The sequence below is a fragment of the bacterium genome (genome assembly GCA_021108215.1).
Lineage (GTDB): Bacteria > Oederibacteriota > JAAXVQ01 > JAAXVQ01 > JAUVAV01 > JAIORK01.
The window spans coordinates 76,910-91,724 of sequence record JAIORK010000032.1; the positions used below are offsets into that span (position 1 = coordinate 76,910).

Sequence of the window (14,815 nt, forward strand, 5' to 3'; positions counted from 1 at the left end):
ATCCTCCTTAGACCAAGGGACAAAAATGTTCCTGCTTTAATCCGTTTTTGATGGTTTTTTTCATACTGTAAGTATAGCCGTAAGGCAGATCGGACGGTATCCGCCACTTCCGTTTGAAAATTTCCCAGTTTTGACGCAAACTGGCTTGGTAATCAATTTTGGTATCAACAAAAGTCCGGCTTCCAAAATGATGAACATAACAATCTTCAGCAATCCAGGATGAGAAACCCGCAATGGCGGCACGAAGCGTAAAGTCATCATCCTCAAAATTACCCAATCCAAAACGGTGATCCAATCCACCAATGGTGTCAATGACATCACGCTTCATGAGCATGCAAAATCCCACCAAACGCCAATAGGGATGCGCTTGACCGGTATGCTCTGCACCATAGGAGGTAGAAAAAGCATCCAATCCTTCCAGTGAATCAAGATGATACTCCGGCTTTGGGACATGCTGCGGGGCGGAAGCATAATTGGTCATGGGGCCGACGATCCCGATGTTGGGATCATGTTTGAGGGTACGCCGAAGTTTTTCCAGCCAATCCGGCGTCACCACAATGTCATTATTCATCAGCAAGAGCAGCGGTCCTTTGGCCTGGGAAATACCCTGGTTGTTGCCTTTGGCGAAACCGGCATTTTCCGTATTTTTAATAATATGAATACGTTGACAAGTGTCCGGTGCCTGGAGTTTACCAAGATAGTCCAAAGTCTTATCTGTTGAGCAATTATCTACGAAAAGTAATTCATAAGGTGATCTGGTATGGCGAAAGATACTCTCAATACATTTTTGTGTATAGGTTAATTGGTTGTGGGTCAGGATGATGATACTCACCAGTTCGGCATGCACGTTATTGTGTGCCGACATATCCGGGAGTTGAGATGCCATCTGTGCTGCAATCGTGCGATAGCTGTAATGGGTCTCTAAAAAATCCCGCCCCTGGTGAGCGAGTTTGGTCCAGAGGGTTTCATCGGTGTACAGCCGGACCACAGCATCGGCAAATGTTTGGGCGGTATCAGCCTGCATAACGTTTTGTTCATGCGTCAGGCCGATGCCTTCACAACCAATGGCGGTCGTTACCACCGGCAGACCGCGGCTCAAGGCTTCACACACTTTACCTTTCATACCGGCACCGAAGCGCAGCGGCGCCACCGAGACCCGGGCTGCATCCAGATAAGGCGCGGTTTCCAGGACGTACCCGGTGACTTTGATACCCGGTCCGGCAAGTTGCCGGATGTTTTCGGGCGGGTTGGCACCTACAATTGTCATCGAAATATCGGGAATGGTTTTTTTTATTTTAGGCAGTACATCGCGGCAGAAAAAATGCATGGCATCAGCATTGGGCGGATGATTGAAGTTGGCCACAAACACAAGTCCCTGACGCTGCATGAATTCCGGAAAATCAGGCAGGGTCTCATGAATCAACGGAATGATGAGGGTCTCTTTGCCGGGTAAATGGTTATGAACAATCGTGGCATCTGCCGGAGTGACCATGATCAAAGTATCCGCTTTTGCATAAATGGCAAGTTCGCGATTTTGGGTTTCCTTGGCTTTTTTACGCAATGCAGTATCTTGAAGTATTTCCGCCTGACGGGTTTCACGGAGAAAATGGACATCCACCGTATCGATTAGTATTTGGGTATTTGGTGAATATTGGCGGATTTCCGGCAGGTATTGTTCGGCAATCTCATAAAAAGAGAGCCAGGCAATCGCAAAAAATGTTTCGCGTAAAATCGTTTCCAGGGAAATACGCGCGGCTGTCACCGGGTGCCCCAGGGATGCCATTTTGTCAGGATCAGTTGCAAAAACAGTAATGCCCATTGCTTCCAATTCGCGCTTATAGCTCTCCTGGCGGATACCATTGCGTGCAATATAGGTGATTGGGTAATGCTGTTCCCGCATGATTTTGAGAATATTAAACAAGCGCATGGCCCCGGCGGAGCGGTCATACGCCGGCAGCAGCGGATCAATGACGAGAATATGCGGGTGATCCGTGGTGTTGGCAGTCTTCGCGGGACTGTTTATTGTCTTAAGACCTCTTTTTTGGCGGTCAGCGGAGGCAGGGATTTTTCCGGAAAGATTGGGATTGGTTTCATGCCGGCTTAGCACGGATTGCCATTTTTCTAAAAAAGCATCGCGGTTTTTTACCTGATAAGATTTAAGTCCGCTTTTAAGATCTGTGCCGGCGGTAATCCCTTCATAGTGGAGTACGACGGCCTGGGGACAATAAACCACCTTATAACCGAGCGCACGGATGCCGAAACACAGGTCCACGTCTTCGTAATAAGCAGGTACGTAGCGTGTATCAAAACCATTGAGTTGGGTAAAAAGGTCTTGCCGCACCAGCAGACAAGCTCCGCTGCAGTAATCCACCTCAATGGTCTGATTGTAAATTTCTTTTTGAGGATCGTCATGGCGCCCGAAATTCCAGCCGTGTCCATCTGAGAAAATAATTCCGCCGGCCTCCTGGAGCCGTCCATTGGGATAAACCAGTTTGCCGCCCGCCGCGCCGATAGTGGCATCGCCTTCCATCAGCAGCAGCATCTCTTCCAACCATCCGGCTTGGGGCTCAGTGTCATTGTTGAGGAAGAGCAGGTACTTGCTTTGTGATTTTTCAGCGCCTTGATTGCAGGCAATCACAAAGCCCAGGTTCTCCCGGTTGGTGACAAGGGTGACATCACCTGCCAATTGTTTGAGCAATTCAGGTGTACGATCTGTAGAAGCATTGTCCACGATGATACCGTTGTACAATTCCGGCGGTGTGGTTTGGCTGAGGCATTCAATACACTGCCGGGTATAGTCAACCTGGTTAAAGACCGGAATTACAATGCTCACTGCATTTTGCGGCAGGGCTTGCAACCGTGTTTGGTTTTCTAAGCGGTAGATCACCGCATCGCGGGTCCTTAGGTGCGCAGCCAGTTGTTTGATGGTCTGTTCTTTTTCATAGACCGATTGTCCAAGTTGGTTGAGCTGCTGTTGGTGGCTGGCAGACCACTGGTCTGAGATGTCAAGCAGCGCGGAGGTGTTGGTTGGCAAGTTGATCTCCTGATCGGAACACAACGCGATATCGTAGACCTCATGCAGCGGCGCTTGGGTCGGCACAAAGGCCGCTTGCGTGAAATCGAGGCGGAATTCCTGATAGGCTGCTACCGGGTGTTCAAGGTCCCATAGATAGGAAACCGGCGCGACGCGCTGTCCCAAAAGGCGGATATGTGAAAAACCGGTATGCAAAAATGTTTTAAACTCATCCGGATAAAATTCGCGAAGATGGTATTCGTTTTTGTAAAGAGGATCATCGCTGTAGACTTTTTTATTGGGTGTTGAAACGAGGAAAAGCCCCCCGGGTTTGAGCAGGCGTTTTACTTCTTTCAAAAATGCGTGTTGTACTTCCCCGGAAACATGCTCAATGGTTTCAAAAGAAATCACGACATCAAAGGTATGGTCGGTTTTCAGTGGAATTGCCGCAACACTTCCGGTTTTAAATTCCAGATTTTTTTGGGGATACTTTTCCTGTGCATAGGCAATCGCCTCATGACTGATATCAATGCCAATAACCGAGTGGGCGTACTGGGACAGCAGGAAACTTCCGTACCCTTCACCGCAGGCACAATCGAGTACTTTTTTTCCCGCAATAAATTGGGTGGAAAATAAATACCGGTGCCAGTGTTCATAGCATATTTGCGGCGAGGTATGGGAAGTCACAAAACGTTCGCCGGTGAAATCAAGATCAGGCATTTTTGGCCTCCGGGGCGCGTTGGGGTTTGGTGCCGACAATTGCGATGGATTCAGGTCCGGTCAGGGTGAAGAGGGTTGTCTGGTGCCAGCCGGCGGCGAGCATGTCGAGAAAAAAATCTGCGCCATATTCACTCCAAACAATTAAATCATTGGTATCATCCGAACAGTTGCCATGGTAACTGGCAGGCATATCAAAACGCCGCCGGGTCAACCGCGAGGGCAGGACCGGAACAGTCATCACCATGCACCCGCCCGGTTTGACAATGCGCCGGCACTCGCGTAATCCCTGCACCGGGTCCATAAGGTGCTCTAAGGTATCGGAGTGAATCACCAGATCAAAGGAATTATCCGGATAGGGCATCTGCTGCATATCCGTTTCCGGATAAGCGGCAAAAACAGCATGGGGAAAGCGGCTGAGAAAAGGATGCAGACTGCCGGCTTCATTGATTTCCAGCAGTTGAATTGCAGCTGCCGCAGGATGCGTGGGGAGTGCTTCCAGCGTACCGTGCCAATCAAAATATTCATTAATCACTGCGGCCAAGGTCATGGAACGAAGATTGGTATGACAACGAGTGCAGTGAAACCCCTGTTGGCGGTTGATAAAAGTTTCCTCGTCAGGATTCAATTCCCATGTGGATACCAGTTCCGGCCAGAGGATTTTGGTTTCGGAAAAATCCCGGTGACCGCAGACCGGACACTGTGGCGGATCACTATAATGATAAAGCGATGGTGTCAATGTCGCTGCATTGCATACTGACGGCACAAGCACAATCCCCCCCTGGCAATAAGCCGAAGATCATTTAGTGGCTTTCGTAGAGTATCGTGACTATGCCGGAAAAACTGTAATGAAATGTTTTTCATATTTTGGCACGGAGGAGAGACGTGTGAATTTTTATCGGATAGGGGCGCGTAGGGACGGTGTATAAGGGAGTCTAATCGTATAAGTATTTCCGGTTAAGCGTTGTTTTGTTCCTGCAAAAACGAAAACACGCATAATCCCCCTAAATGCTGCTTGGCAAATATTTTTGCTTAATCTTTTATCGTGCCAGCGCGAACACAATGGGCGTAAGCCCATTGATGAAGCGAGTTAATACCGCCGAAGGCGAACATCTCAGGACAAAAATACCACAGGTGTAAGCCTGTGGATTTTTATAGCGTGTCTTGCAGGAACAAAATAACGCTTAACCGGAAAACAGTATGGTCCGGGAATTTTTTTTACATCAATACTGTATTAGTTCACAAAGTAGTCTGTTGCCAAGCCGGTTAGAATGCTTGTTTTTAAAGAAAATCGGCACTGTCAACGCACAACCAAGCAAGCTTCGACGATATGGCCTACTATGACGATGCCCCTTCGTATTGATGCGTTTTTTTTCTTTAAAAATAAGCATTCTAACCGGCTTTATCACGTATTGTATCACTCAATTTGGAAATGTATGTTTTTGCATGAACGAAATAAATACTGAAAAACTCACCCATGGAAACAATTCCATACTTTTGCGGTGCTTCCTATGGAGTCGGTACCCCACTATGGAATTTTCGTGACACCGGCCGAGCGTGTTGAAAACAGGAATAGGTGGGAAAATAAAGCAAAAAAAAATATCCCTTACCAAAGGGAAAGTTGGCCTGCTATTTGCAATTAGTGGGGACAGCTTGATTGTTATGGCTGGAGGTGTGGAAAATGCAGTTTCTGAAATTGAAAACATTGTCTTGGAATCCCAGCTGGTATCAGAAGTATTCCTACACACCTCAGGATGTCTGGAAAAAAGAGACATCTTTCACAGCCGGCAGTGATCCCAGAAAAATATTGAAAACCGGCAAAAGGAAGCGCGAGGCACGTTGGGGATCTGTTTTTCCCTGGTGGTTGGTAAAAGAAATCAGATGAATTAGGGTATATGGTAAAGGAGCCAAGGGCATGATATCAGGTATTTATCAGTCAGCAGCTGGAATGGACTCATTGATACACATACAGGAAGTGATTGCCAATAATTTGGCGAATATCAATACCAATGGATTTAAAAAAGAAATGCTGGAAGTTTTGCAGGTAAACGGCACCCAGCTTCAGGTCCAGGGAACACTCAATACAAGTCCCGGTGCGCCCAAAATAACCGACAGCCCGTATCACATGACATTGGGGAGTGAGGGTTATTTCACAGTGGATACCGGCGCAGGAATTGCCTATACCCGCAACGGCGATTTTAGTATTAACCGGGAGGGCCAACTGGTTACGGCCGAGGGTCATTTGGTGCAAGGTAAAAACGGTCCCATCATTATTGAAAGTGCGGATTTTACAGTAACGGAGACAGGTGATGTTGTCAGCAAAGGTCAAATAATTGATGCGCTTTTGATTAGCTGCGGCACCGGGCCGATGCAGCGTTTGGGGAATAGCCTGATGGTTTATCACGATACGACCTCAGTGGTTGCCATGGAGGCGGAAAATGTTCAGGTTATGCAAGGTGTGCTTGAGGGCTCCAACGTCAATGTGGTGGAGTGTATGACAGATCTCATATTGGTGACACGGTTATTTGAGGCGAATCAAAAGGCTTTAGAGAGCCAGGATGGCGCGCTTCAGCAGTTGATTTCACAGGTCGGAAGAGCGAAGTAAATCAGGGAAAGGGGACACGCGAATGTTAGGAGCATTGATGATTTCTGCAAGTGGTATGTCTGCCCAGCAGTTGGCTATGGATACCATTTCCAATAATTTGGCCAATGTTAATACAACCGGATTTAAAGCTTCGCAGGCAAAGTTTGCCGATGTATTTTACCAGCAGGTTCACCGGATTGACGGGGCACAAGGGAGTGAATCAGCCGGACCTTCTCAGGGATTGGGTGTTAAACATTCTCAAATCCAGAGGGTTTTTACACAGGGGACGGTTGAGGCCACCGGCAATCCTCTGGATCTTGCTGTTCAGGGTGAGGGGTTTTTTCAGGTTATCCGTCCGGATAATTCCATTGGATATACCCGGGATGGATCCTTTTCCGTGAATTCCCAGGGAATCCTTTGTACTGCGCAGGGATATCCCCTGAGTCCGCAGATCGAGATTCCCAGTGATACCACAGAAGTACAGATTGGTGCTGATGGGACGGTCGCCATCAAGCGTGTGGGTGATATGATGCCCAGAGAAATTGCTCAGCTTGAGTTGGCCCAGTTTATCAACCCCGGAGGGCTTGAGAGTTTGGGAAATAATGTCTACGCCATGACATCGGCTTCGGGAGACGCCATGGCCGGGACGCCGGGAGATGATGGTTTGGGAAGTATTGCGCAGGGGAATCTTGAGCGCTCAAATGTCAACCTGGTCCAGGAAATGGTTAATATGATTATTACCCAGAGGGCCTATGAAGTGAATACCAAATCAATCCAGGCAGCAGACGAAATGCTGAAGATGGCAAATAATATTAAACGAGGATAAATAAGATGAGAGGGATCAAAATACTATTAATTTTAATTATTCTTAGTAGTATATCCAGCACTGTTTTTTCAGAAAGCAGGCTCGTCGAGCAATGCGTTGAAGCATGGTTATCTGAAAATTTTTCAGTTCAAAATGGTCGCTGGTCTGTCACTCTGCTTAGTTCCAATAAACCGCTCAAGATGTCAAAAGTGACGTTCTGCAAAGTTGTCGCATTGGTGGGACTGAAAAAGCCTAAGAAAATAATGGTATTCAAGGTCGTTCCAAAGATGGGAAACACCTTGGTATACCGGAAAATAACGGTTCGTGTATTTAAGTATGTAAAAGTCCCGATTACAAACAAAGTTATCCGAAATAGAGTAACTATAGACGGAAAAGACTGGAGATTTGAAGAAAGGGATGCAGATCTTCTGAGCAAGGATGTAATAAAGAATTCAGAGGAATTGCGTAATAAGCGGAGCAAAAAAATATTGAGTATTAATGAAGTTTTAACCAGGCATGCGATTGAGAAAATTCCTGATATTACTCAGGGCAAAGAGATCACGTTGCGAGTGGTTGGGTATGGCATTATTTTGAGCACTGATGCGGTCAGTATGGAGGAGGGTAATATTTCGGAGTGGATTAAGCTCAAACAACAGTATAACGGTCAAGTTGTCAAAGCCAGGATTATCGGGCCAAGTGAGGCTCAAATCCATTTGGCAAGGAGGTAGTAATCAATGTCAGTTGGAAATAAGCTATGGATGGTTCTGATCGCCGGTCTTTTTACCGGATTGTTTGTCACCACAGTGGGGCATGCGGAATCGCTTAGCGGGACCGGCGCCGGTATTTTTTCCAGTGAGAAGAGCTTTCAACCGGGTGACATTGTCACGGTCATTGTTTCCGAGAATGCCAAGGCGGAGCAAAGTGCCTCCACCAAGCTGAGCAAGGAAACCGGCATGGGTTATTCTGCCGGAGGCTTGTTAGGCACACTTATTCCCTCAGCTGCTCTGGGTGTGACCTCGGACCAGGATGGGCGAGGAGACCTCGCACGCAAAGGAAAAATGGAAGCCAAGGTGGGTGCGGTGGTGGAAGAGGTATTGACCAGCGGGAATCTTCGTATCCAGGGTAAGCAGGAAATCAAGTTTGACAGCGGAACTCAGGTGATTCAGGTGGCCGGGATTATCCGGCCGCGGGATGTCTCGGCAACCAATGAGGTCTACTCATTTAAAATGGCAAATGCACAGATACTTTATAGCGGCAAGGGTGCCTTGCACGAAAAGGCACGCACCGGTTACTTAAGCCGATTATTGGATCTACTTTGGATTTTTTAGGAGGCAGGTATGCAGCACCCGCAAGATGAATGGCTCAGACGTTTATGGTTCTTACAGTTGCCGTTGTTGCTCTGGTTGGTATTCAAATCAGGCGTACTGCCGGCGCAGGCCGTGCCGGTAACTTTGGGCGATATCGCACATATACAAGGGTTGCGCGAGAATCATATTATTGGGTATGGATTGGTGGTGGGTTTGCAAGGGACGGGCGACAGTCGTCAATCGCTGTTGACCGCGAAATCCATGGCCAATATGCTGGAAAAATTTGGGCTCAATTTATCCAGCCGCGATTTTCATGTACGCAATTGTGCCGCCGTGATGGTGACTGCCAGTATGCAGCCGTTTGCCCGCGAAGGCGACAAGATGGATATTAATGTTGCCTCGATAGGAGATGCCAAAAGTCTACAAGGCGGAACACTTTTACTAACACCGCTATCGGCTGGAAATCAGAAAATCTATGCCCAGGCCCAAGGACCTATTTCCGTGGGCGGTTATTATGTGGCATCACGCAAACAATCCATTCGGAAAAATATCACAACAGCCGGGGTGGTTCCCAATGGGGCGATTATTGAGAAAAAAGTTAATGCTGAATTTTTGAAAGAAAACCGGCTTGATTTTGTTTTAGAAAGAACGGATTTTATTTTAGCAGATCAAATTGTCAGAAAATTGGTCGGGAAATTTGGACTCGGGGTTGCCCGCACCCGTAATGGGACGGATATCGAGATTGTTATTCCGCAAAGTCATCAACCCAATCCGGTTGCTTTTATTGCTGAGGCACTGGCCATACCCCTCGAACATACCGAGCAAGCCAGGATTGTGATTGATGAGCGGACCGGAACAATTGTTGTGGGTGGCGAGATCCGGATTGCCAAGGTGGCGGTCTCGCATGGCGGGCTGCATATTGCCATTGCCGGGGATACTAAAATTTCCCAGCCGGCACCCTTCTCGCTTGGGCAGACGGTTGTGGCGGAGGATTTGTCAATACGTGTTGATGAGGCTGAGGGAGAAATGGTCATTATGCCGGAAGGCACAACGATTGAAGAGTTGGTCAGAGCGCTAAATGCCCTGGGAACATTACCCCGGGATATTATTGTGATCGTTGAAAATTTAAAGGCAATTGGTGCATTGCATGCACAAGTGATCGCACGTTAGGCGTATGAGTGACTAAATATTCATACGCTTAGTGGTTCCAGTCCCCGGGGGGGGACTTGTGCAGGGGCAGGTAGTTTCTGCCCCTGCCAAAGCAAAAGGAGACAGGGATATGGATTTTTCAATGCAAGTTCATAATATTCCTTTAAAAATGGATCATTTAGATAGTTATGCCAATAGGAATGTCGATAAAACACAAAGCGCGAAGGAAGCATTTCAGAGCTTTGAAGCACTTTTCATTTCCACCATATTATCTGAAATGTCCAGTGCAACCAAAACAGGATTATCCGGTAAAAAGAAGAGTATGGAAGAGGAGTGGGCCTGGACGATGATGATTCAGACAATTTCTCAGGAAATGGCGGCAGGCGAAGGACTGGGATTGGGAAAATTACTCTTGGAGAATGAGAGCCAGGTCAAGCCGGTTCGGTGATAGGAAAGATAAAATCAAGTGCTGTATGATTTCGAAATTTAAGTTTCCTCTTAGATGGCACGAATGTAATTATGAGACTGAAGCAGCGCGAAAGGAGGCGGACCAACATGAGTATTGACGGTATCCCTCAAGGAAACAATCCGATTCCAAAAATGGAAAAGATGGACATTCAGGCGGCACCGCCAAAAAAAGTGAAAGTAACGCCACACACAAGCGGTAAGTCAGGGCCAATTCACGCCAGGCCGCCCGCCCTACCGCATACCGGGTCAACAGGTGCAAAGTCGGCGCAGCCGATTGTCAATACGGAAGCAGCATCCCAAGCAGCAGCCCAATCGCTGGTAGAGCTCCAGACAGCGACGGACAAGCTGCGCCAATCAAACCATGCCTTTCATACCCGTAGTCAAATTTCGGAATTGGGGCGTTCGATTGTTGAAACCAAGGATTCGCTCCATCAAGCAGCGCAGGAGCGCATGGAAGCGATTGTTCAAGCGAGCGGTGAGAGCTCATTTTTCAACAGCATGGGTATTATGGAAAAAGCACAGCATATCAACCGGTTGAAAGATGATATCAAGAATATGGAGATTGAACGCGGCGCATTGGTTGGCGATTTACGCGAGAAGGTGATGTCCAATCAGTATGATCCCGGCGGTATGGATATTTTGCAGGGGATGCTGGAAGAATATTTGTAGAGGCTTGCAGGGCAGTGTGAAACAGTTGCCCGCCCGGGGTTGGAAATAAAAAATCCGGGAACCACGATGGTTTGAACAGGAGAAGGCCATGGAACTGGTATGGAGACAACTTTTGAATATCATTGACCGTCTCTCGCAGCAATGCGATAGAGTCACCCAGGTATCGCTGCGCATGCGGGAAGCGATTATTGCCAATCGTGTGACCGAGGTGGGTGAAATCGTGATTGAACAGGAACAAGAGATGCAGGCCTTTCAGGATTTGGAAAAGGAGCGGGAAGCGCTTTTGCAAAGTTTGCAAATCGAGTTTAATCTGGATGAAAAAGAAATATCTTCTGAGCGTTTGTTGGCGTTTGTGCCGCCGCAATGGAGCAATGATTATCGTGAAAAAATTAATACCCTGCGCATTAAAATGGAGACTGTGAAGCAAGAACAAAATGGCAACCGCAAGCTTTTACAGCGGTCGCAGCATTTTATGGATTGGCTGGTGAAATATTTGGTGACTCCGGAAGGGTCGGCGCCGATCTATGATGCCGGCGGGGAACAAGATCAGAAAAGCTATTATCATATTATTAACCAGAACATGTAACGGGAGTATGCGATGATATCAACTTTTTTTGGAATTGAATTGGGTAAGCGGGCACTCCTGGTGCAGCAGATGGCGCTCAGCACGGTCTCGCACAATATTGCCAATGCAGCCACCCCGGGATACTCGCGCCAATTGAGCAGCCTCACTGCGTCGATGCCGCTCAATCTTTCGGCCTCAAACCGAACCCTGATTCCCAGCCAGCTGGGAACCGGTGTGGACATCAGCACCATTACCCGGGTCCGGGACATGCTGTTGGAGAGACAAATATTAGAAGAAAAATCCGATGGCAGCAGTTATGACACCAAGATTGATTATATGGCCATGGTGGAGACGGTTTTACAAGAGCCGTCAGACAATGCGCTAAGCACATCCATGGATGCCTTTTGGGCAGCCTGGCAGGAGCTCTCGGTGTATCCGGAGGATGTTGCGGTCAGAAATACATTGTTGGCCAAGGCTGAGCAGATGCTGTATACACTTCAGTCCAATGACAATGATTTGGCCCAACTTCAGAATCAGGCGGACAATGAGTACCGTACCGCCGTTCAAAATATCAATACCCTGGCAGGGCGGATACGCGACCTCAATGTCCAGATCAACCAAACAGTGGGTGTGGAAAGTCAGCCGAATGATCTCAAAGATCAACGGGATGTACTTTTGCGGGAATTGTCGGAACTGGTTAATTTTGAGGGGCATGAGATGAGCAATGGTCTTTATGCCATCAGTATCAACGGCCATATGCTGGTCCAGGATAATACATTCAATCCCATCCAGGTGGTGAACGATCCTTTAAATAATAATTATGCCCAGGCCATTTGGTCGGATGACGGGACCGCGGTTGCGATTGATGATGGGAAATTACAAGGTCTGATGGATATGCGCGATGTTTATCTGCCGGTCTACCGGACCGCGCTGGATGATATTGCCCAGGGTTTTATTAATACCGTCAATCCGATACACGTAGCCGGATTTGCGCTCAATGCAGCCGCGCCGTCCGGCCAGGATTTTTTTACCGGGACAACTATTCAGGATATTGCAGTCAACCCGATACTAACCGCAGATCCAACCCAGATTGCGGCAGCAACCAATCCGAGTGCGCCGGGGGATGGATCGAACGCCCTGCTCATTGCCCAAGCCCAGTATTCCCTGACCATGGCCGGCGGGACCCAGAGTTTGGGTGAATTTTATCAGCAGTTTGTCGCGCAAGTGGGATTGGACAGTCAGGATACTCAAATGCGGCAACTCACCCAGGCAAGCCTGGTCGGCAGCCTGATTAATCAGCAGGAATCAAATGCCGGGGTGAACTTGGATGAAGAAATGACCAATATGATTCGATATCAAGATGCCTATCAGGCGGCAACCCGGGTGATCACCGCCATGGATGAAATGCTGGATGTGCTAATCAACCGGATGGGTCTGGTGGGAAGGTAAATAAATAGATTAATTTGTTTGTTGAGTAAGGCATCCGGAGTAGCTGTTTGTAAAGGAAAAAACGCAGCATCACGATAGCTGGGACATTGGTGAACACTATCGTCATAGCTTGCTTGGTAGTGCGTTGACAGTGCCGGTTTTCCTTTACAAACAGCTATTTCGGACGCCCTGGCCGACAGGGCATCTCAGTAAGTTAGATGGTAGTACTATTTTATGCGTAAGAGGTGGGGACATGCGGATTACAACAAATATGGTATCGAATCAGATTATTGAAAATCTTAATATTAATCTGGCCAACCTCGCCAAGATACAGGAACAAACGGCAACCGGAAAAAGAATTCTTAATCCTTCGGATGATCCGCTGGGAACGCAACGGGTCATCAGTATTAAAGAAGCAATTGACGGTATTAATCAGTATCAGCGCAATGCCGATTATGTGACTAATTGGGTCACAGCGTCTGAATCGGCACTCGGTGCGGTCAATGATTCCATTATGCGGGCCAATTCCCTGGCCGTGCGGGGGGCTCAGGATATCACGCTTAATCAGAGCGAGCTTGATGCGATTGCCGATGAAATTGACGGGTTGATTGATCAGGTGCTCAATGCCGCCAATACACGCCTGGAGGGCAAAAGTATTTTTAGCGGCTATCAAATAGACACGGATGCCTTTACCGCCACCCGGGTCGGGACAGAGGTTGTTTCCGTCGCCTATAGCGGGGATATAGGAGTCGATCAGGTGGAAATTGATACCGGATTGATTGTGAATAAAAATGTGCCGGGTGACCAGATTTTACAGCCGGCTGCCGGGGTGGATGTGTTTGATATATTGATCGCCCTGCGAAATGATCTGCGGGCCGGAAATACTGCCGGTGTGGAAAATGCAATCGCTATGACGGACCAGGCCCAGGAGCAGGTATTGAATCAGATCTCCTTTTTGGGAAATAAAACCAATCAATTGGAAATGGCGGATTCCAATATCAGTGAGAAAAAAATGGGATTGGAAGCGCTGAATTCCAAGTTGGAATATGTGGATATGCCTGAGGCAATTGTTCAGTTACAGACTGCTCAGAATGTTTATGACGCGGCACTGCAAAGCAGTTCGCGCATGTTGCAACAGCGCAGCTTGATGGATTTTCTCGGTTAAAGGCGCTTCGTGTTGCTCCCTGCCGATAGGCTGGGGACAAGAATTGTGATTTTTGTCATTGCACTGTGACAGCACCCTTGCAATGAAAGCATTACCTGCCGGGGCTTGTGTTCGCATGATGATATCGGCAGGATATTCAAGGAGGGACACGTGATTGTTACAACACGTTTTTTCGGTGAAGTTGAAGTGGCGGATGAAAAGCTCCTGGAGTTTCCCAAGGGAATTATTGGGTTTGAAGATACCAGGAAGTTTTGTTTGCTGGCCTTGGAAAAAGTCCGGCCGTATGAATGGCTGCAGTGTATTGATAAACCGGAGCTGGCTTTTTTGGTGGTCCCGATCCGGATGATCCGGGCCGACTATGAACTTAAGCTTTCCCGGGAAGAATCCCGGGAGCTCAAACTTGAAACGGAAAACGCTGAGGTTGTTTTGGGAATCGTGGTGATCCCCAATGATCCCCAAGCGGCCACAGTCAATTTGCTCGCACCCATTGTGATCAATGAAAAGGTCCGGTTGGGGAACCAAGTGGTCAATGATCGCAATGGATATAAAACGCGCCAGAGTATCAAGGAAGAAAATCAAGACAAAGCCAGGGAGGGCGAAAATCATGTTGGTGCTGACAAGAAAGAGGAACCAGTCGCTGGTCATCGGTAATGATATCGAGATCCAGATCCTGGAAGTAAGCGGCGAGCAGGTGCGCATCGGTATTAAAGCGCCGCCGTCCGTACGCATTTTGCGCAAGGAATTGTTTGATGAGATTCATCATCAGAACCTTGCGGCAGCGGTAAATCCGGCGATGCTTGACAATTTGAAAAAAATTAAAAAAACGGATTAAAACCGGCAGTGAAACAGTGCAAAAGGAAGTGCAAGCAACATCCGGAACTTAAATTATGTCTGCGATAACAAACCATTGCATGGGGAGGATGCGATCGCTGTCAGATATATTTG

The 14,815-nt window shown here is 47.8% G+C and carries 15 protein-coding genes; 13 read left to right on the forward strand and 2 right to left on the reverse strand.

Annotated elements, in window-relative coordinates; all coding sequences use genetic code 11:
* Positions 1-7: 7 nt before the first annotated feature.
* Positions 8-3,733, reverse strand: a complete 3,726-nt coding sequence (locus K8S19_07120; protein ID MCD4813444.1) for a glycosyltransferase — start codon at positions 3,731-3,733, stop codon at positions 8-10.
* Complete coding sequence (locus tag K8S19_07125; protein ID MCD4813445.1) at positions 3,726-4,502, reverse strand: methyltransferase domain-containing protein; 777 nt, start codon at positions 4,500-4,502, stop codon at positions 3,726-3,728. Before K8S19_07125 ends, K8S19_07120 begins: the two co-directional genes overlap by 8 nt.
* A 909-nt stretch (positions 4,503-5,411) precedes the next feature.
* Here K8S19_07125 and K8S19_07130 point away from each other — a divergent pair.
* From K8S19_07130 to csrA, 13 genes are all read left to right on the forward strand, one after another.
* Complete coding sequence (locus K8S19_07130; protein MCD4813446.1) at positions 5,412-5,615, forward strand: hypothetical protein; 204 nt, start codon at positions 5,412-5,414, stop codon at positions 5,613-5,615.
* A gap of 30 nt (positions 5,616-5,645) precedes the next feature.
* Positions 5,646-6,335, forward strand: a complete 690-nt coding sequence (locus K8S19_07135; protein MCD4813447.1) for a flagellar hook-basal body protein — start codon at positions 5,646-5,648, stop codon at positions 6,333-6,335.
* A 22-nt stretch (positions 6,336-6,357) separates the two neighbouring features.
* Positions 6,358-7,140 carry a flagellar basal-body rod protein FlgG gene (gene flgG, locus K8S19_07140; GenBank protein MCD4813448.1) on the forward strand — a complete coding sequence of 261 codons (783 nt, stop codon included), beginning with the start codon at positions 6,358-6,360 and terminating at the stop codon, positions 7,138-7,140.
* 5 nt (positions 7,141-7,145) lie between these two features.
* A complete protein-coding gene (gene flgA / locus K8S19_07145; protein MCD4813449.1) occupies positions 7,146-7,847 on the forward strand; it encodes a flagellar basal body P-ring formation chaperone FlgA in 702 nt (233 codons plus the stop codon).
* A gap of 6 nt (positions 7,848-7,853) precedes the next feature.
* Positions 7,854-8,447 (forward strand): flagellar basal body L-ring protein FlgH, encoded by a 594-nt coding sequence (locus K8S19_07150; GenBank protein MCD4813450.1) that lies wholly within the window; start codon positions 7,854-7,856, stop codon positions 8,445-8,447.
* Positions 8,448-8,456: 9 nt separating this feature from the next.
* On the forward strand, positions 8,457-9,596 hold the full coding sequence (locus K8S19_07155) for a flagellar basal body P-ring protein FlgI (protein ID MCD4813451.1): 1,140 nt from the start codon (positions 8,457-8,459) through the stop codon (positions 9,594-9,596).
* A gap of 109 nt (positions 9,597-9,705) precedes the next feature.
* On the forward strand, positions 9,706-10,023 hold the full coding sequence (locus K8S19_07160; GenBank protein MCD4813452.1) for a hypothetical protein: 318 nt from the start codon (positions 9,706-9,708) through the stop codon (positions 10,021-10,023).
* 107 nt (positions 10,024-10,130) lie between these two features.
* Positions 10,131-10,712, forward strand: a complete 582-nt coding sequence (locus K8S19_07165; GenBank protein ID MCD4813453.1) for a hypothetical protein — start codon at positions 10,131-10,133, stop codon at positions 10,710-10,712.
* A gap of 88 nt (positions 10,713-10,800) precedes the next feature.
* Positions 10,801-11,298, forward strand: coding sequence for a flagellar protein FlgN (locus tag K8S19_07170; protein MCD4813454.1), 498 nt, complete (start codon positions 10,801-10,803; stop codon positions 11,296-11,298).
* A gap of 12 nt (positions 11,299-11,310) precedes the next feature.
* Positions 11,311-12,726 (forward strand): flagellar hook-associated protein FlgK, encoded by a 1,416-nt coding sequence (flgK, locus tag K8S19_07175; GenBank protein ID MCD4813455.1) that lies wholly within the window; start codon positions 11,311-11,313, stop codon positions 12,724-12,726.
* Between the two features lie 232 nt (positions 12,727-12,958).
* Positions 12,959-13,870 (forward strand): flagellar hook-associated protein FlgL, encoded by a 912-nt coding sequence (gene flgL, locus K8S19_07180; GenBank protein MCD4813456.1) that lies wholly within the window; start codon positions 12,959-12,961, stop codon positions 13,868-13,870.
* A gap of 150 nt (positions 13,871-14,020) precedes the next feature.
* On the forward strand, positions 14,021-14,521 hold the full coding sequence (locus K8S19_07185; protein MCD4813457.1) for a flagellar assembly protein FliW: 501 nt from the start codon (positions 14,021-14,023) through the stop codon (positions 14,519-14,521).
* Positions 14,475-14,702 carry a carbon storage regulator CsrA gene (gene csrA / locus K8S19_07190; protein MCD4813458.1) on the forward strand — a complete coding sequence of 76 codons (228 nt, stop codon included), beginning with the start codon at positions 14,475-14,477 and terminating at the stop codon, positions 14,700-14,702. Before K8S19_07185 ends, csrA begins: the two co-directional genes overlap by 47 nt.
* Positions 14,703-14,815 lie beyond the last annotated feature (113 nt).